We start from the raw sequence: 18,274 nt of genomic DNA, 5'->3' as shown, positions 1-18,274 counted from the left end.
CGCTTGTCGTTACGTCGGTACGTGTGCTTAGCACCCGGGAGTCAGGCCGCCCTGTCGCGATGAACTAACGCGAACCCCGCCGCCTCTCCCGTTCCGCGGAGAGGCAGCCTGGCGCAAGCCACTGAGGCCCTCTCCGCACCGCGCGGAGGGGGCCTTTTCGCTTGCCAGGCCTATGACCCACGACGCCCAATCCACCCCGTATCCCGGAACGATCTCCCCGTCGGCGACTCCGCCGGCCGACGGCGCCTGGCGTTCCGGCGCCCAGATCATGTGTGAAGCGCTCATCCGCGAGGGCGTCACCGTCTGTTTTGGCATTCCAGGCGGCTGCATCATGCCCTTCTACCACGCCATGTGGGACTATCGGGCACAGCTGCGGCATGTGCTCGTCCGCCACGAGCAGGGGGGCGGACACGCCGCCGAAGGATACGCTCGCGCCACCGGACAGGTCGGCGTGTGCATCGGCACCAGCGGCCCCGGCGCGACCAACCTCGTCAGCGCCATCGCCGACGCCTACATGGATGGAACGCCATTGGTGGCGATCACCGGGCAAGTGCCCAGCCACCTGCTCGGGACCGATGCGTTCCAGGAGACCGACATCACCGGCATCACGGTGCCGATCACGAAGCACAACTACCTCGTGACCGACGTGCAGGAGCTGCCGCGGGTTTTCCGCGAAGCATTTCACATCGCGCGCACCGGACGCCCCGGCCCCGTCCTCATCGACATCACCAAGGACGCGCAGCAGGCACGAAGCATTCCGGATTGGGATGTGCCGATCAACCTTCCTGGCTATCACCCGGCCGGTCGCCGACTGAGCGACAGCGCGACCCGAGCCGTGGACGAGGCGGTCTTCGCCCTGACTCAGGCGTCGCGTCCGCTCATTCTGGCCGGCAACGGGGTCATTCAGAGCGGCGCGACGGCCGCGCTGCAACGCTTTGCCGAGCGCACCGGTACGCCGGTCGTGACCACACTGCACGGCCTCGGCGCCATGCCCCATGATCATCCGCTCGCGCTGGGCATGCCTGGCATGCACGGCTGGGTGCACGTGAATCGCGCCATCCAGCGCTGTGACGTCCTCCTCAACATCGGCAGCCGCTTCGATGACCGCGTGACCGGCAAGGTCGCAACGTTCGCGCCACACGCGCGCATCATTCACGTGGACATCGATGCCGCCGAGATCGGAAAGCTGGTCGGCACCGCGATCGGCATTCACGGCGACGCGCGCGACGTGCTGGAATTGTTGATCCAGCGGACCTCGGCGCGCCCCGACCGCACGGCGGCGTGGCGTGCGGACATCGCTGCGCTGCAGGCCGAGTTCGCGCCGCGCCAGCACTATCGGCGCGCGACGCGGACCGCCGACCTGATGCCACAGGATGTCTTCGCGGCCTTCAACCGCGTCGCGGCCCGCCGCGACGATTGGCGCGTCGTGACGGATGTCGGGCAGCACCAGATGTGGGCGGCGCAGCTCATCGACTGGAGGCGCCCGCGCTCGCACATCACCAGCGGCGGCGCCGGGACCATGGGGTTCGCGGTGCCGGCTGCGATGGGGGCGGCCATCGCCGACCCGACGCAGACGGTCTGGGCCATCTGCGGTGATGGCGGATTCCAGATGACGGCGGCCGAACTGGCCACCATTCGGCAGGAACGGCTGGCGAACGTCAAGATCGCGATCGTCAACAACGGTTATCTCGGCATGGTGCGCCAGTGGCAGCAGCTGTTCGAGGGGGAGCGCTACAGTGAAACGCCGCTCTCCGGCCCCGACTTCGCCATGTTGGCGGCGGCGCATGGCATCCGCGGGATCACCGTCGAGCACGCCGCCGATGCCGAAGACGCGGTGCGCGCGGCGTGGGCGCACCCGGGGCCGGTCCTCATCGACTTCCGCGTGGAGCGTGAGGCGAATGTGTTTCCGATGGTACCCGCCGGGCGCGCCATCCACGATGCCGTGCACGACGAGGCCCATCACGCGGAGCAGACGCGCAGCTGGCGCGCGGCGCGTCGCCCCGCGCCGCGGGGGGCCTGAGATGGCCGTGCACACGCTCATTGCCATGGTGCAGGACAAGGCGGGGGTGCTCCATCGCGTGGTCACGCTGCTGCGCCGGCGGGGCTACAACATCGATTCGCTCAGCGTGGGCCGCAGTGAAACCGCGGGCATCTCGCGCATGACGCTGGTCGTCGAGGCGCCGGACGCCGTGCAGGTCGTGAAGCAGCTCGACCGACTGGTGGAAGTGATCGGCGTCCTCGACGTGTCGAATGCAGCTCCCGTGGTGCGCGAAACGGCACTCCTCAAGGTGCACACGAACGCCGAGCAGCTTGAGTACGCCCAACGGGCGGCCGAAGCGGCCGGCGCCCGGGTGCTCGATCGCACGGCCGCCGAAGTCATTTGCGAATACACCGACGTGCCCGAGCGCGTCGACGAGATGGTGCGCGCGATGCGCCGCTTCGGCATCGCGGAACTCATGCGCACTGGCCAACTGGCCATGCTCCGCGGCACGACGCCGCGCGTGCTCGAAGCACCCAACGACTACCGCGCGCAAGCCGATGGCGCGCCCCATGAGGAGGTTGCCTGATGACCCCGACGACCCCGTTCCCGACCTTCGATGCGCTGCCCGTGTTCTACGATCGCGATGCCGATCCCACGCGGCTCCAGGGGCGGCGGATTGCCATCATCGGCTACGGCAGCCAGGGGCATGCGCACGCGCGCAACTGTCACGATCGCGGACTGGATGTGCGCGTCGGGCTGCGGCCAGGCTCGCGCAGTTGGGCGGCCGCGCAGGCGGCCGGGCTCCGGGTGGTGAGTGTGGGCGAGGCCGCGGCCGAGGCCGACATCATCATGATCCTCGCGCCCGACACGGAACAGCAGCGCCTCTACGATCGCGAAATCGCCCCCAGTATGCGTCCGGGGAAGAGCCTCTGGTTCGCGCATGGGTTCAACATTCACTTTGGCCTCATTGCGCCACCGGCCGGTGTCGACGTGGCGCTGATCGCCCCGAAGAGCCCCGGACATCGGGTGCGCGAGGTCTTCACCCAGGGCGGTGGGGTCCCCGGCTTGATCGCCGTCGCACAGGATGCCAGCGGCGGTGCGCGCGATGATGCGCTCGCCTACGCGTGGGCGATCGGCTGTACGCGCGCTGGCGTGATCGAAACGAGCTTTGCGGAAGAAACCGAGACCGATCTGTTCGGGGAGCAGGCGGTGCTCTGCGGTGGCGTGTCGGCGCTGGTGAAGGCGGGTTTCGAAACGCTGGTCGAAGCGGGCTATCGCCCCGAGATGGCCTACTTCGAGTGCCTCCACGAACTCAAGCTCATCGTGGACCTCATGTATCAGGGGGGCCTCAACTACATGCGCTACTCGGTGAGCGATACCGCCGAGTATGGCGATTACATCGCTGGCCCACGCATCATCACCGATCAGACCCGCGACGCGATGCGACAGCTGCTCGCTGATATCCGCAGTGGCGATTTCGCCCGGACCTGGGTGGCCGAAAATCAGCAGGGGCGATCGCAGTTCAACGCGGCCCGCGCCGCCGACATCGACCATCCGATCGAGCAGGTCGGCGTGCGGTTGCGCGCGCTCATGCCGTTCCTGAACGCCAAGGTCGCCCGACCGGATACCGGGGTGCAGGCGTCCGCGCCAGCCGACGAGGCCGTCGCCGTATGACGGTCCGCATCTTCGACACGACACTGCGCGACGGGGAACAGGCGCCAGGCTGTTCCATGACGGTCAGCGAAAAGCTCGCCGTCGCCCGGCAGTTGGCGCGGCTCGGTGTGGACATCATGGAAGCGGGCTTTCCGGCGGCAAGCCCGGGGGACTTCGAGGCCGTGCAGGCGATCGCGCGCGAGAGCCAACAGTGGGCCGTGCGTCCGGTGATCTGCGGCCTCGCCCGGGCCACGACGCGGGACATCGACACCGCTGCCCGCGCGCTCGACGCGGCACCGGCCTGGCGTATTCACACCTTCCTCGCGACCAGCGCGGTGCATCTCACGCACAAGCTGCAGATGACGCACACGCAGGTGCGGCAGCGGGTGCGCGAGATGGTCGCCCTCGCTGCCTCCTTCACTCCCAACGTGCAGTTCTCGCCGGAGGATGCGACGCGCAGCGACATCGCGTTCCTGCATGAGGTGCTCCACGAAGCCATCGAGGCGGGAGCGACCACGCTCAACATCCCCGATACCGTCGGCTACACCACGCCCGATGAGTACAGCGCGCTCATCGCCGGGATTCGCGATCAGGTCGTGCGCGGACGCGACATCGTCATTGCCACTCACTGCCATGATGATCTCGGCCTCGCGGTCGCGAACTCGTTGGCCGGTGTCGGCGCGGGGGCGCGGCAGGTGGAGTGCACCATCAACGGCATCGGCGAACGGGCGGGCAATGCGGCGCTCGAGGAAGTCGTGATGGCCTTGCGGACCCGCGCAGATCGCTTTGGGCTCGAGACGCGCATCGAGACCACCGAGATCGGGCGCACCTCGCGACTCGTGGCCCGGAGCACCGGGATGCGCGTCCCCGCCAACAAGGCCGTCGTTGGCGCCAATGCCTTCGCGCACGAGGCCGGGATTCACCAGGATGGGATGCTCAAGCATCGCGACACCTACGAGATCATGCGCGCCGCCGACGTAGGGCTCGAATCGGGCGGGCTGGTGCTCGGCAAGCATTCGGGTCGGGCGGCGCTACGGGCCCGACTCGCAGAATTGGGACACCACGTCGACGACGCCACCTGCGACGCCGTCTTTGCGCGCTTCAAGGACGTGGCCGATCGCAAGAAGCTCGTCGACGATCGCGAACTCGAGGCAATCGTTGCCGGAGTCGCCCGACACGCCACCGCGGTCTGGACGCTCGACCTCCTGCAGGTCTCGAGCGGGACGCATGCCATTCCCACCGCCACCGTCAAGCTCATCGCGCCGGACGGGCAGTCACGCATTGCCGCCGCCGAGGGCGACGGGCCGGTCGACGCCGTCTGCCGCGCCATCGACAGCTGCGTGGAGGGCGAAAGCGGCGAGCTCGTGGAGTTCCACATCGATGCGGCGGCCGAGGGGATCAACGCGGTCGGCGGCGTACGCATCGCCCTCCGTGCCGACGGCTGTACGGCGCACGGGTTCGGCGTGCACACCGACATCATCGTGGCAACGGGGGAGGCCTACATCGCGGCCATCAACGCGCTGACTCGCGTGCGCGTCCGTCGGCACACCACCGCGGAGGCGGCATGACCACCACGCCCACGACCCTCTTCGACAAGCTCTGGCGCGCCCATGAGGTCCGCGCCGGCAGCGGCACCATGCCGTCCACCCTCTACGTCGATCTCCACCTCATTCATGAGGTGACCTCACCCCAGGCGTTCGCCGAGCTGCGGGCACGGGGACTCACGGTCCGCCGCCCCGATCGGACGCTGGCCACGATGGACCACAGCACCTCGACGCTCGTCCGCACGCGCCGCGAAATGACCGATGCCGCCGCCGGCGCGCAGCTGGATACTCTCGCGGCCAACTGCGCCGAATACGGCATTACGCTGTACGGATTGGGTGATGCGCGTCGCGGCATCGTGCATGTGATCGGCCCCGAACTGGGACGGACGCACCCCGGCATGACGATCGTGTGCGGCGACAGCCATACCAGCACGCACGGCGCCTTCGGCGCGCTGGCCTTCGGGATCGGGACCAGTGAGGTTGGCCACGTCCTCGCCACACAGTGTCTGCTGCAGCGGCGTCCCAAGTCGATGCAGGTGCGTGTGGATGGCGCCCTGCAGCCGGGCGTGACGGCCAAGGACATCATTCTCGCCATTATCGCCCAGATCGGGGTGGATGGCGGCACGGGACACGTGATCGAGTACCGCGGACAGGCCGTCGAGGCGCTCGACATGGCCGGACGCATGACCGTCTGCAACATGAGCATCGAGGCTGGCGCCCGAGCCGGGATGATCGCCCCCGACGACACCACCATCGCGTTCCTGCATGGCCGCCCGTTCGCGCCGAAGGGCCAGGCTTGGGAAGCGGCCGTGGCGCACTGGCGTACCCTGTGCAGCGATGACGGTGCGCCGTTCGACGCCAGCGTGCACGTCGACGCGTCGCGCCTCGCGCCGATGATCACGTGGGGCACCAACCCCGGGATGGGCATTGCCATCGACGCACCGGTGCCGGACGACGGTAGGGCCGCGTCACAGCGCGCGTTCGCGTATATGGGCGTCACGCCTGGGCGCCCCCTCCTCGGACAACCGGTGGACGTGGTCTTCATTGGCAGCTGCACCAACGGGCGCCTCGACGATCTGCGGGTCGCCGCGCGGATGCTGGAGGGGCAGCGGGTCGCGCCGCACACTCGGCTCCTTGTCGTGCCCGGCTCGCAGCAGGTCAAACGCGACGCCGAAGCCGAAGGGCTCGCCGAGATCTTCCGCGCGGCTGGCGCCGAGTGGCGGGAAAGCGGTTGCAGCATGTGCATCGCGATGAACGGCGATACCGTGGGTCGCGGACAGCTCGCCATCAGCACCAGCAATCGCAATTTCGAAGGACGGCAGGGCGCCGGCGCGCGCACCTTGCTGGCCTCACCGGCCACCGCCGCCGCCTCGGCCATCGCCGGCGCCGTCGCCGATCCGCGTCGGACGCCGGTGTTGGCGCGTCCACTCGTGCTGGAGGGCGCGGCATGAGCACCACCACGCGTACGCCGTGGACCACGCTCGCATCCGCTGCGGTCGTGCTCCCGCACAACGATGTGGATACGGACCAGATCATTCCCGCTCGGTTCCTGACCACCACCGCGCGCGCCGGCCTCGGGGCGCTGGCATTTTACGATTGGCGGTACGACGAACACGGTGCGCCGCGCCCCGACTTCGTCTTGAATGGTGTGGCCGCGGCGGGGCGACAACTCCTCGTGGCTGGAGAGAATTTCGGCTGTGGCTCCAGTCGCGAGCATGCTCCGTGGGCCTTGCTCGATGCCGGCTTTCGGGCCGTCATTGCCGCCTCGTTCGCCGACATCTTTCGCAGCAACGCGAATCGCAACGGCCTGCTGACGGTCGCGCTGGGCGCACAGCTCTCGACGCTCACCGACGCCCTCACGCGCGCCCCCGACCTCACCGTGACGGTGGACCTGGAGGCGCAGATCGTGCATTGGACCGACGGCCCCGCGCTCTCGTTCCCCGTCGATGCGTTCACCAAGCACGGCTTGCTGACCGGGCTGGATGAACTGGGCATGCTCGTCGCCGAGCTCCCCCAGATTCTCGCGTGGGAAGCCGATACGGGTCGCACGGAGCGCGTCGCATGAAGGCCACCGTCACGGTGCTTCCGGGCGACGGCATCGGCCCGGAGGTGACGGCCGAAGCCCTGCGCGTCTTGCGGCACGTCAGCCGGACGCATGGGATCGAACTGACCGTGGAGGAAGCGCTGATCGGTGGCTGCGCCATCGATGCGACCGGCGATCCGTTGCCGTCAGCGACACGGGAGGCCGTTCAGCGCGCCGATGCGGTGCTGCTTGGCGCCGTGGGCGGCCCCAAGTGGGGCACGGGGGCGGTGCGACCGGAGCAGGGACTGCTTGGGCTGCGGAAGCTCTTGGGGACCTATGCTAATCTGCGACCCGTCTGTGCCGTCCCGGTGCTGGCGCCGCTCTCGCCGGTGAAAGACGACCGGCTGGCGAACGTGGACATCCTGTTCGTGCGGGAACTGACCGCCGGCGTCTACTTCGGCGAGAAACGCTGGGACACCGATCCGAACGGGAGTGGGCGGCGGGTGGTGGATGAGTGTGTGTATACCGAAGGCGAGATCGAGCGCATCGCGCGGGTGGCCGGCACCGCCGCCCGGGCGCGGCGCGGCAGGGTCACCAGCATCGACAAGGCCAACGTCATGGAGACCTCCCGCTTCTGGCGTGAGGTGACCAGTCGCATCTTCGCCACCGAGTTCCCCGACGTGCAGCTCGACCATCTGCTCGCAGATGCGTTCACGATGCTGCTGATTCAACGGCCGTCGACGTTCGATGTCGTCGTCGCCGATAACCTGTTCGGCGATCTGGTCACCGACGAAGCTGCGGTGCTCGCCGGCAGTATTGGCTTGCTCCCGAGTGCATCGCTGGGAGAACGACGGCGCGACGGGACCGTCCCTGGGCTGTACGAACCCATTCACGGGTCTGCCCCCGACATTGCCGGCCAAGGCAAGGCCAACCCCGCGGGCACAATCCTCAGCGTCGCGATGATGCTTCGGCACAGCTTCAGTCGCGAGCATGCCGCCGCCGAGATCGAAGCCGCCGTGTACGGGGCGATCAACGCCGGAGTGCGCACGGCGGACTGCGTACAACCTGGCGAGATCGCCTGTACGACCACCGCCTTCACCGATGCCGTGTTGAGTCGACTGGGGTAGATTCCCGATTGCGCACCGTCCCGCCGAGGCGCAGCATCAGGAGGTGCATGATGTGGTGCACCTCCCCAGTCCCACTCCTCGGCCCCAAGCTATGTCACGCCTGCGCCACTTCAGCGCGCTGCTCTGCGCGCTGCATGTCACTGCGTCCGCCGCCTACGCCCAGATCGATGCGCGCTTGCTGGGCGGCTACCAGTGGCGCAACATCGGCCCCTTCCGCTCCGGCCGCGTCGGCGCCGTGAGCGGTTCCATGAGTGAGCCCGGCACCTTCTACGCCGGCTTCCCCGGCGGCGGCCTGTGGAAGACCACGAGCGCCGGCATGGTCTGGACGCCGGTCTTCGACAGCGTGAAGGAGGTCTCCTCGGTGGGCGCCGTGGAAGTGGCGCCGTCGAACAGCCGCATCGTGTATGTCGGGACTGGCGACATGATCACCGGCGGCACCTTCGATGGCGGCAATGGCGTGTACAAGAGCACCGACGCCGGCGCGACCTGGCAGCATCTCGGCCTCGCCGGCACGAAACACATCCAGACGATGCTCGTGGACAAGACGAACCCCGACATCGTGCTCGTGGGCGCGCTGGGCGATCACATGGAGCGGAGCGCCGAGCGCGGCATCTTCCGCACCACCGACGGCGGCAAGAGCTGGACCAAGGTGCTCTTCGTGGACAACGAAGTGGGCGTCACCAAGCTCGCGCGCGCCTGGGACGTCCCGACCGTGATCTTCGCCGCCACCGCCAAGCACTACGCGGGACCCGGCTTCAACAACTGCTGCCGCACCTGGCAGTTCAGCAGCGGCGCCAGGCTCACGAGCGACAGCACGAAGAGTGGCTCCGCGCTCTACAAGAGCCTCGATGGCGGCGTCACGTGGGCCGAAGTGAAGGGCACCGGGCTTCCGAAGCTCGATGGCCGCCTGTCGGTGGCGGTGGCGATGAATACGAACGCGCAGCGCGTCTATCTCATCACCAACAGTGCGCTCTATCGCTCCGACGATCAGGGCGCGACGTGGACACGCATGGCCGCCGACGACGAGCGCATTCACAACGGGCAGGGCGGCTACAGCGCCGGCGTGTATGTCGATCCGCGTAATCCGGATGTGGTCATCACGCTGAACACCGCGAGCTACATCTCCCGCGATGGGGGCAAGACGTTCACCGGCCTCAAGGGCGCGCCAGGGGGGGATGATCCGCAGCAGTGGTGGATCGACCCCACCAACGGCGACCGCATGCTCGCCGGCTACGATCAGGGCGCGATCGTCACGCTCGATGGCGGCAAGACCTGGAGCTCGTGGTACAACCAGTCGGTCGAGCAGATCTATCACCTCGCCACCGACAACAGCTTCCCGTACTTCGTGTACGGCTCGCAGCAGGACGCCGGCGCCATCCGCACGCGGGCGCGCGGCAATCTCGGCGCGGTCACGATGTTCGACTGGAACCCGGTGAACGGCTGGGAGTGGGGCACGGTGCAGCCCGATCCGCACGATCCGAACACCGTATACGCGAGCGGCAGTGGGCTGGTGAAGATCACGTATCCCAGCGAGCAGTGGATCAACGTGAGTCCGGCGCTCGATCCCGCCACGCTGGCCCGCACGACCAACTCGCAGCCGCTGCTCTTCCTGCCGTGGAACCCGCGCCAACTGCTGCTGGGGTTGCACTACGTGGCGAGTACCACCGATGGCGGCGCGCACTGGTCGCACCTGAGCCCTGATCTCGGCGTGCCCAAGGGGATGGACTCGGCCTCCGCCTTCAACACGCCGGGCGGGCGCGGTGCGATTGAATCGTTCGCCGCGTCGCGTGTGGGGCGCGGCATCATCTGGGCTGGTACCAACAACGGCCTGATTCACGTCACGAGGAATGCGGGGCTCAGCTGGACCGATGTGAGTATCGCCGATCTCCCCAATCCGCGCCGCGCGAACGTGGGCGCCATCGCCACCTCGCCGACCCAGGCCGGCACGGCATACGCCGTTGTGGATTACCTGCGGGCAGGCGATCACACGCCCTTCGTGTACCGCACGCGCGACTTCGGCGCGCACTGGACGCGCATCATCAGCGGGCTGCCCACCAACGAACCGAGCGGCAGCTTTGCCCGTGTCATTCGCGCCGATCCCAAGCGCGCCGGCTTGCTCTACCTCGGCACGGAAAGCGGCGTCTACGTGTCGTTCGACGACGGCGACCACTGGCAGAGCCTGCAGGCCGGTTTGCCGAACACGCCAGTGCGCGATCTCGAGGTCAAGGAGCACGACCTCGTCATCGCCACCCACGGCCGCGGCTTCTGGGTGCTCGATGACATCTCCCGCCTGCGGCAGCTCGCCGACGCCGATGCCGCCAAGGCCGCGCAGCTGTACGCGCCGGGTACGGCGGTGCGCATGCGTCGGAACGTGGGTTCGAACACCCCGCTGCCGCCCGAGATTCCGCATGCCGACAACGCGCCCGATGGCGCGCTCATCGACTACTGGCTCGCACAACCGGCGTCGGCGGTCTCGCTGGATGTGCTGAACGCCGCGGGGCAAGTCGTGCGGCACCTGAGCAGCGCGCCCATCGCACCGGTGCCAGAGGCGGCGAAGCCGCCGCACCCGAACTTCTGGGTGGCCGTGCCGCAGCCGCTTCCGACGAGTGCTGGTGCCCATCGCGTGCAGTGGGATCTGCGCCGCGATGCGCCGAACGCGCTGTCGCACAGCTTCGAGATCAATGCCAACCCCGGTCGGACGCCAGCGTCTCCCGAAGGCGCCCTGGTGCCACCTGGCCGCTACACGCTCAAGCTCACTGCCAACGGCGTCACCACCACGCAGCCCATCACGGTGGTGAATGATCCGCGCGTGCGCGCCACCGTGGCCGACGTGCAGGCGCAGGATTCGTTGCAGGTCATCCTCACGCGCGCCATCAACGACAGTTACGCCGACCATCGCGCCGCCGAGGCGGCACGCAAGGGCGCAACGGGGGCGAAGGCGGCCGTGCTCGACACGCTGCTTGGCGCCGCGCGCCCGCGTCCCGTGCCGGGCGCCGTGCCGCACAGCACGAGCTTCAAGGCCGTGCACGACGCGCTCATCGGCCAGCTCAACACCCAGGACAATGCCGATCTGCGGCCCACGCCGAGCATGTGGGCGGGGCTCCGGGCCGTGTGTGCGGACTATCGCGCGCTGCAAGCCAAGTGGGACGCCGTGATGAGCCAGAAGCCCACCCGCCCCAAGAACGGCTGTTGATCAGACATCCGACCTCAGCGCCCGAGACCGAGTTCCGATGTCTGACGGCAGTCCGACGTCCGAGGCCCGATCAGTGGCGGCTGACGAACGCGAGCAGCGCGTGGTTCACCGCCTCCGCAGCACTCCACTGTGCCCAGTGCCCGGCGTTCGGGAGCCGCTCGATCGTGAGATCGGGCACCCACCGCTCCAGCCCCTCAATGAGCGCGGGCCCGAGATACGGATCCTGCAGGCCCCACAGGATCTGCGTGGGGCAGGTGACCGGCTGCGACGACGCGGGGCGGATGCGGAACAGCGCGCGATAGTAGTGCACCGCCGCGCGCCACGCGGCGCGGGTCGCAAAGGCCTGCCGGTAGGCCGCGCGCGCGTCGGGGGAATGCGTGCCTTCACGCAGGATCGTGGCGAACAGCCGCCGCGTGAGCGCGCGGAGCGCCAACTCGGGCAGCACCGGCACCTGAAACGCCAGCATGTACCACGAGCGCCGGCGTTGCGCCCAATTGCGCGCCAGCTCGCGGCGGAAGGCCTTGGGGTGCGGCGCGTTAATGATGGTCAGGGACCGAAGCACCGCGGGGTGCTGCATGGCCACGTGCCACGCGATGACACCGCCCCAGTCATGCCCCACCAGATGCACGCGACCACCCAGCTGGTCGGCGAGGGCGGCGACGTCGCGCGCCAACACATCAAGGGCGTACGCCGCGATCCCTTCGGGGCGCTCGCTCTCGCCGTAGCCGCGCAGATCCGGGGCCACCGCGCGATACCCAGCAGCGGCCAGCGCCTCCATCTGGGCTTCCCAGCTCACGGCGAGATCGGGGAAGCCGTGCAGGAGGAGCACCACCGGACCGTCGCCCCGTGTGAGGCACGAGAGTCGTACCCCATTTGCGGAAACGACGGTCTGGGTCACCGCCGTCACCCGATCGGCTTCTTGGGCACGAACACGTTCGGCACACCGAAGCGCGAGAGCATTGCGTTGAAGGCGCTCAGCTCCTTGTCCTCGAGCTGCTGCAGCGTGTTGAGCTGCACATCGAGCTTGCCGCCCAGATCCTTGAGGATGTCGCCGTGCTGCGCCGTCGGCGGGTTCGTGCCTTCCAACACCTGGCCGTTCAGGCTCAGGAACATCTGGTACAGCTTGATCGGATAGTTGAGCGTCGCCTGATCGGCCTTCGTGTACACCTCGTACACTTCCGCCCGCACGGTCTCGAGCTTCTTCCGCAGCGCCGTGGCCGCGGTGCGCACGGAATCGGCGTAGGCTTGCGACCCGGCCTGGCGCGCGCGCTCATCGAGCTGCCGCTGCAGGTCCTGAATGCGCTGCACGGTCTCGGTGATGCTCGAAATGCGGTTGCTCACGGCGAGCCCCATATCGAGCTGCGCCTTGTACTCGGCGGCGGTGAGCGCAATACGCGGGTCGGGCTTGATGGTGAAGGGCTGCGTGAGCGTGTCCTTGCCCACCACCAGCCGCACGCGATACTCGCCGGGCACGGCCGTCGGGCCGTCACCCGAGCCGTAGTCCACCACCGTATTCGGAATGCGGCGCGGCTTGGGATAGCCGAGGTCCCAGGTGAAGCGATTGGCACCCACGCGCCCATGCACAACTGAATCGGCCGGCGCATACGCGAGCTCCGGTTCGTTCTGCTTGGCGCGCGCCGCGGCGGCCGCGGAGTCGGCCGCCGGGTTGCCGGTGCTGTCCTTCTTGGGCACGGACTCGCTGGTGAAGGTGCGAATCACGGAGCCGTCGGCCGTGAGGAACTGCAGCGTGATCGGCTTGTCCGGCTTGGCCGAGAGCCAGTAGTCCACGTTCACGCCGTAGCGCGGATTGGTGCCGGGCGCCCCGCTGCCACCGTTGCTCGTCCAGCGCACCGCCGGTGCGGGCGAGAACAGATGCACCGGCTTGGCCATGATCTCGGCGCTCAGTGTCCGCAGCGGCGTGATGTCATCGAGCGCCCAGAAGGCGCGGCCGTGCGTGGCGATGAGGAGGTCGTTGTCGTGCACGTTCAAGTCGCGGACGCTCACCCGCGGCAGGTTGAGCTGCAGCGGCTCCCACGACGTCCCATCGTTCATCGACACATACACGCCGGTCTCGGTGCCGGCAAAGAGCAGTCCCTTGCGCTTGATGTCGCTGCGGATGGCGCGCGTGTAGGCGCCCATCGGAATGCCGGCATCGATGCGCGTCCACGTGGCACCGTAGTCCGTCGTCTTGAACAGGTATGGCGCGAAGTCGTCCTGCTGATAGCGGTTCGCGGCGAGATAGGCCGTGCCGGCATCGAACGGCGACGGTTCGATGATCGAGACGCGCGTGAACTTCCCGAATGCCTTGGGGCTCACGTTCTTCCACGACGCGCCGTTGTCGGTGGACACGTGCACCAGGCCGTCGTCGCTGCCGGCCCAGAGCACGCCCGCCTTCACCGGGCTTTCGGCGAACGCAAAGATGGTGGCGTACCACTCGGTGCCGGTCATGTCGCCGGTCACCGGGCCGCCGCTGCGTCCCATCGTGGTGGTGTCGTGCAGCGTGAGGTCGGGGGAGATCTTCTCCCAGCTCGCGCCTTCGTTCTTCGTGCGCCAGACGAACTGCGACGTGGCGTAGAGCGTCTTCGGATCGTGCGGCGAGAAGAGAATCGGGTACGTCCACTGGAAGCGCTGCGGCACATCCTTCACCGCCCAGCCGTCGTAGTTGTACAGCCACACCGACACATCGCGCGTGTCGCGCGTCTTGCTGTCATGGCGCGTCAGCATGCCCATGTAGCAGCCGCCGTAGGTGATGGTCGGCTTGAGCGGGTCCACCGCGATGTACGCATTCTCGCAGCCGCCCACACTCCACCAGTCGCGTTCGGTGATGCGCCCGTAGTCGGAGCGGTGCGGAATGGAGACGGTGCTGTTGTCCTGCTGCGCGCCGTAGAGGCGATACGGCTGCTGATTGTCGGTGGTCACATGGTAGAACTGCGCGGTGGGCTGGTTGTCCACCGAGCTCCAGGTGCGCCCGCCGTCGAGCGAAATCGTGGCCCCGCCGTCGTTCGCGTTGATCAGGCGGTCGGAGTTCTTGGGGTCGATCCACATGATGTGGGTATCGCCGTGCGGCACCCGCACCGTGGTGAAGGTACGCCCGCCGTCGATCGACTTGTTCACCTGCAGATTCATGACGTACACGGTGTTCTCATTCAGCGGATCGGCCGTGAGCGTCGTGTAGTAGAATGGGCGCACCACGAACTTCTGGTCGCCATTCACGCGCTGCCACGACTCGCCGCCGTTGTCGCTGCGGAACACGCCGCCCGACGAATCCTGCGCTTCGATGTTCGCATACACCCGGCGCGGGTTGGCCGGCGACACCGCCACGCCGATCTTGCCGATCAGCCCCTTGGGCATGCCGGGGTTGAACGTGAGTTCGGTCCACGTATCCCCGCCGTCGGTGCTCTTCCAGAGGCCGCTCCGACCGGCACCGGCATCCATCCCCCACGGCGTGCGCTGGAACTTCCACATCGACGCGTAGAGAATGCGCGGGTTCGTCACGTCGATCGAGAGATCGGCGGCTCCCGTGCTGTCGTTGAGGAAGAGCACCTTCTTCCACGTCACGCCACCGTCGGTCGTGCGGAAGACGCCGCGATCGGGGTTCGGGCCGAATGCGTGCCCGAGTGCGGTGACGTACGCGATGTCCGGGTTCGTCGGATGCACGCGCAGCGACGAGATCTGATGCGTATTGCCGAGCCCCGCCGGCTTCCAGCTCTGGCCGCCGTCGGTGGAGCGATAGACGCCGGTGCCGTAGGTGAGATCCTCACGCGGCTGGCCTTCGCCGGTGCCCACCCAGATCACATTCGGATCGCTGGGCGCCACGGCGATCGCCCCGACGCTCGAGAGATCGGTCTTGCCGTCGGTGATGTTCTCCCACGACTGGCCGGCGTTCGTCGTCTTCCAGACGCCGCCGTTCACGGCGCCGAAGTAGAAGACCAGCGGGCGGGTCGGATCGCCGGTGACGGCGACCGAGCGACCGCCGCGGAACGGGCCGATGTTCCGCCAGCGCAGGGACTTGAACGCCTTGTTGGTCTTTGACCCGTCGGAATAGAGGGTCGGGTCGTACGCCGGGCGGCTCGGCTCCGCGGCCGCGACCCGCGGCGCGCGCTGGGCCCCGAGGGGCAGGGTGGCAGCCAGCAGCAGGAACGCCGCGCCGCGCACAGAACGGAGGGAAGCGGAAGGCAAAGTCATGCGGGGAGTGTGTCGGCAACGACCGGCCGCGGCAAGGTGGGGAAGGCCACGGCGGCGGGAAACCGCCCGCACAGAGCCCACAGGGATGCACAGAGCGCTCGCAGCACGCAGTTTCTCTGTGTTCCCCGTGCGTCCCTGTGCCCTCTGTGCGAGCGGTTCACCCTCCCCCCGGCGAGTCAGCCTGATGATACGCCCCTACGCTTACGCTGCCGCGTTCTTTGCCCTCGCGGCCACTTCGGGTAGCGCCCAGAAGCGCCCCATGACCTGGCTCGACGCCCAGTATCTCAAGTCGGCGGGCGGCTATGCCGTCTCCCCCGACGGGCGTCAGCTGCTCTACACGCTGACGACGCCCGACTGGAAGGAGGCGACTACCCAGAGCGATATCTGGGTCGTCCCGATGTCGGGTGCGCCGGGCGGAGGGCGGCAGCTCACCTTCACGACCGCTAAGAACGAGTCGCAGCCCAAGTGGGCGCCGAGCGGCGGGTGGTTTGTCTTCAGCTCCAACCGCGAAGCGCCAGCGGCGAGCGCGAATCAGAACCAGCTCTTTCTCATGCGTGCCGACGGGGGCGAGGCGCGGCGCATCACGGCCGCCCGGGAAGGCGTCAGCACCTTCGCCTTCACCAAGGATGGCGCCTGGCTCGTGTATCGGAGCGGGAAGGCGAACGAGGAGCAGCTGTATGCGGTGGCGGTGCGCACCCTCGAGCAGGGGCTGCCGGTGGATTCCATCACCGCCACCCAACTCACCCGGCATCCGACGGGGGTGGGCGACTGGCGGGTGAGCCCGGACTCGCGCCGGATCTACTTCACGACCACCGATTCGGTGGATGTGGATGACAAGACGCGCCGCGAGAAGAAGTTCACGGTGAATGTGCGCAACGCGGCCACGCCGATCGCGTCGCTCTGGGCCTTTGACCTCGCGAGCCGGAGCACCACGCGCCTCACGAAAGACACGTCGATGGCCGTGACGGGCTTCACGCTCTCCGACGACAACCGGTGGATCGGCTTCAACGCCGTGCCCAACGACCGCTACAAGCGCAACATCACCGAGGAGGGGATCTACGCGGATGTGTTCCTCCTGGACACGCGCGACAACAGCATCGAGCGGCTCACGCAGAACGACGAAATCGCCGAAAGTGCGCTGTCGTTCTCGCCCGATGGCAAGACGATCGCGTTCTCGTCGTCGGACGACATGACGGCGTACAACATGAAGAACCGCCGCGTCTACGTGCGCGACGTGAGCGCCAAAGGGCAGCCGTTCCGCAAGATCGGCGACTATGACGGCGATGTCAGCGCGGACTTCTGGAGCGCCGACGGCAAGACGATCTACTTCAACGAAGGCGTGAAGGCCACGCAGCAGCTCTTCGCGATGGATGTGGCGACGGGCAAGTGCACGCCGGTGACGGCGGTGCAGGGCGTGGTGAGCGTCTCGCAGGATGCCGACACCAAGCGGCTCCTGGTGAGCTACAACGACCCGAGCAATCCCGGGGCGCTCTACACGGTGAACGCGATCGCTGATGTGGCGTCACGCGACAAGTGGACGCAGCTGACCGACCCCAATCCGTGGGTCCGTCAGACGCTCGCGCTGGGGGAAGAGAGCGAGTACACCTGGACGTCCAAGGACGGCAAGAAAGTCGGCGGCGTGCTCCTCAAGCCCGTGGGCTGGCAGCCCGGGAAGAAGTACCCCCTGCTGGTGGCAATCCACGGCGGTCCGGCGGGGGCGGACTTGCTCAGCTTCAACGGCGGCTACGGCGCGCAGACGTATGCCGGCGCCGGGTGGGTGGTGCTGATGCCCAACTACCGTGGCTCGACCAACTACGGTGAGGCTCACAAGAACGGCATCGTGGGTAACTACTTCGCGCCGGGCTACAACGACATCATGACCGGCGTGGACGCGCTGATCAAGGAGGGCATGGTGGACAGCACCAAGATGGGCGTCCTCGGCTGGAGCGCCGGCGGTCACTGGAGCAACTGGATCCTGACGCACACGACGCGCTTCAAGGCCATCTCGAGCGGCGCCGGCACCAGCAACTGGATCTCGATGTACGCGCAGTCCGACGTCCAGCGCAATCGCCAGTACTACCTCGGCAACAAGCTCCCGTACGACGACTTCGACGCCTACTGGCGCCAGTCGCCCATTCGCTACATCCGCAACGCCAGGACGCCCACGATGATCCATGTCGTCGAAGGCGATCCCCGCGTGCCGAGCCCGCAGAGCGTCGAGCTCCACATGGGCCTCAAGCGCGTCGGCGTCCCGACGGAGCTGTTCATGTACCCCGGGGCCTCGCACGGCATCCCCTACGCCCGCAACCGCCTCGTGAAGAGCACCGCCGAGATGGCGTGGATGGATTACTACGTGCTCGGGAAGGGGACGAAGTTCTCGTGGCGGGATGTGCTGAAGACGCTCGAGGAGCCGACGGCGGAGAAGAAGGTGGAGATCAGGGGGATGTAAAGGCGGAACCCCCGAGAGCTCAGGGGGCAGGATATCAGGGGGGAGCGCGCACGCCCGCCCCGGGGCAGGGCGCACCCCCCCGCCGGTGAGCCCCCAGTGCGCGCAGGGGGTGACGCAAC

At 67.9% G+C, this 18,274-nt stretch carries 11 protein-coding genes; 9 read left to right on the top strand and 2 right to left on the bottom strand.

From position 1 onward, the window contains the following. The first annotated feature begins 172 nt into the window (after nucleotides 1-172). The 8 genes from ilvB (at nucleotide 173) to K2R93_19260 (ending at nucleotide 11,521) form a co-directional block, all read left to right on the top strand. A complete protein-coding gene (ilvB, locus tag K2R93_19295; protein ID MBY0491996.1) occupies nucleotides 173-2,020 on the top strand; it encodes a biosynthetic-type acetolactate synthase large subunit in 1,848 nt (615 codons plus the stop codon). Nucleotides 2,021-2,027: 7 nt separating this feature from the next. After that, nucleotides 2,028-2,567: an acetolactate synthase small subunit gene (ilvN, locus tag K2R93_19290; protein MBY0491995.1), complete on the top strand. Its 540-nt coding sequence runs from the start codon at nucleotides 2,028-2,030 to the stop codon at nucleotides 2,565-2,567. 35 nt (nucleotides 2,568-2,602) lie between these two features. Next, nucleotides 2,603-3,655 (top strand): ketol-acid reductoisomerase, encoded by a 1,053-nt coding sequence (gene ilvC, locus K2R93_19285; protein MBY0491994.1) that lies wholly within the window; start codon nucleotides 2,603-2,605, stop codon nucleotides 3,653-3,655. Then, nucleotides 3,652-5,202, top strand: coding sequence for a 2-isopropylmalate synthase (locus tag K2R93_19280; protein MBY0491993.1), 1,551 nt, complete (start codon nucleotides 3,652-3,654; stop codon nucleotides 5,200-5,202). The genes ilvC and K2R93_19280 overlap by 4 nt, the downstream gene beginning before the upstream one ends. Next, nucleotides 5,199-6,629 carry a 3-isopropylmalate dehydratase large subunit gene (gene leuC, locus K2R93_19275; protein ID MBY0491992.1) on the top strand — a complete coding sequence of 477 codons (1,431 nt, stop codon included), beginning with the start codon at nucleotides 5,199-5,201 and terminating at the stop codon, nucleotides 6,627-6,629. The genes K2R93_19280 and leuC overlap by 4 nt, the downstream gene beginning before the upstream one ends. Next, nucleotides 6,626-7,243, top strand: a complete 618-nt coding sequence (gene leuD, locus K2R93_19270; GenBank protein MBY0491991.1) for a 3-isopropylmalate dehydratase small subunit — start codon at nucleotides 6,626-6,628, stop codon at nucleotides 7,241-7,243. The genes leuC and leuD overlap by 4 nt, the downstream gene beginning before the upstream one ends. Continuing rightward, complete coding sequence (gene leuB / locus K2R93_19265; GenBank protein ID MBY0491990.1) at nucleotides 7,240-8,328, top strand: 3-isopropylmalate dehydrogenase; 1,089 nt, start codon at nucleotides 7,240-7,242, stop codon at nucleotides 8,326-8,328. Before leuD ends, leuB begins: the two co-directional genes overlap by 4 nt. 91 nt (nucleotides 8,329-8,419) lie before the next feature. Beyond that, the gene (locus K2R93_19260) at nucleotides 8,420-11,521 is read left to right on the top strand and encodes a hypothetical protein (protein MBY0491989.1); all 3,102 of its coding nucleotides are present in this window, start codon (nucleotides 8,420-8,422) and stop codon (nucleotides 11,519-11,521) included. A 70-nt stretch (nucleotides 11,522-11,591) separates the two neighbouring features. Here the strand turns inward: K2R93_19260 and K2R93_19255 are convergent, their stop codons facing one another. Together K2R93_19255 and K2R93_19250 are read right to left on the bottom strand one after the other, a co-directional pair. Further along, nucleotides 11,592-12,353 carry an alpha/beta fold hydrolase gene (locus tag K2R93_19255; GenBank protein ID MBY0491988.1) on the bottom strand — a complete coding sequence of 254 codons (762 nt, stop codon included), beginning with the start codon at nucleotides 12,351-12,353 and terminating at the stop codon, nucleotides 11,592-11,594. 71 nt (nucleotides 12,354-12,424) lie between these two features. After that, nucleotides 12,425-15,706, bottom strand: a complete 3,282-nt coding sequence (locus K2R93_19250) for a glycosyl hydrolase (GenBank protein ID MBY0491987.1) — start codon at nucleotides 15,704-15,706, stop codon at nucleotides 12,425-12,427. A 259-nt stretch (nucleotides 15,707-15,965) separates the two neighbouring features. Between K2R93_19250 and K2R93_19245 the strand changes: the two genes are divergently transcribed. Further along, entirely contained in the window at nucleotides 15,966-18,155 is a 2,190-nt protein-coding gene (locus K2R93_19245; protein ID MBY0491986.1) for a S9 family peptidase, read from the top strand. Nucleotides 18,156-18,274 lie beyond the last annotated feature (119 nt).

Source organism: Gemmatimonadaceae bacterium (genome assembly GCA_019752115.1).
In the GTDB taxonomy this organism is placed as follows: Bacteria; Gemmatimonadota; Gemmatimonadetes; order Gemmatimonadales; family Gemmatimonadaceae; genus Gemmatimonas.
Note: the sequence above shows the minus strand (reverse complement) of the source record. Positions and strands in the feature narration are given on the sequence as shown.

What these genes read in the sequence shown, in the direction of transcription:
- K2R93_19260 (MBY0491989.1), top strand. Translation starts at nt 8,420, where the DNA reads ATGTCACGCCTGCGCCACTTCAGCGCGCTGCTCTGCGCGCTGCATGTC.
- leuC (MBY0491992.1), top strand. Translation starts at nt 5,199, where the DNA reads ATGACCACCACGCCCACGACCCTCTTCGACAAGCTCTGGCGCGCCCAT.
- K2R93_19280 (MBY0491993.1), top strand. Translation starts at nt 3,652, where the DNA reads ATGACGGTCCGCATCTTCGACACGACACTGCGCGACGGGGAACAGGCG.
- ilvB (MBY0491996.1), top strand. Translation starts at nt 173, where the DNA reads ATGACCCACGACGCCCAATCCACCCCGTATCCCGGAACGATCTCCCCG.
- leuB (MBY0491990.1), top strand. Translation starts at nt 7,240, where the DNA reads ATGAAGGCCACCGTCACGGTGCTTCCGGGCGACGGCATCGGCCCGGAG.
- K2R93_19250 (MBY0491987.1), bottom strand. Translation starts at nt 15,706, where the DNA reads ATGACTTTGCCTTCCGCTTCCCTCCGTTCTGTGCGCGGCGCGGCGTTC.
- leuD (MBY0491991.1), top strand. Translation starts at nt 6,626, where the DNA reads ATGAGCACCACCACGCGTACGCCGTGGACCACGCTCGCATCCGCTGCG.
- K2R93_19245 (MBY0491986.1), top strand. Translation starts at nt 15,966, where the DNA reads ATGACCTGGCTCGACGCCCAGTATCTCAAGTCGGCGGGCGGCTATGCC.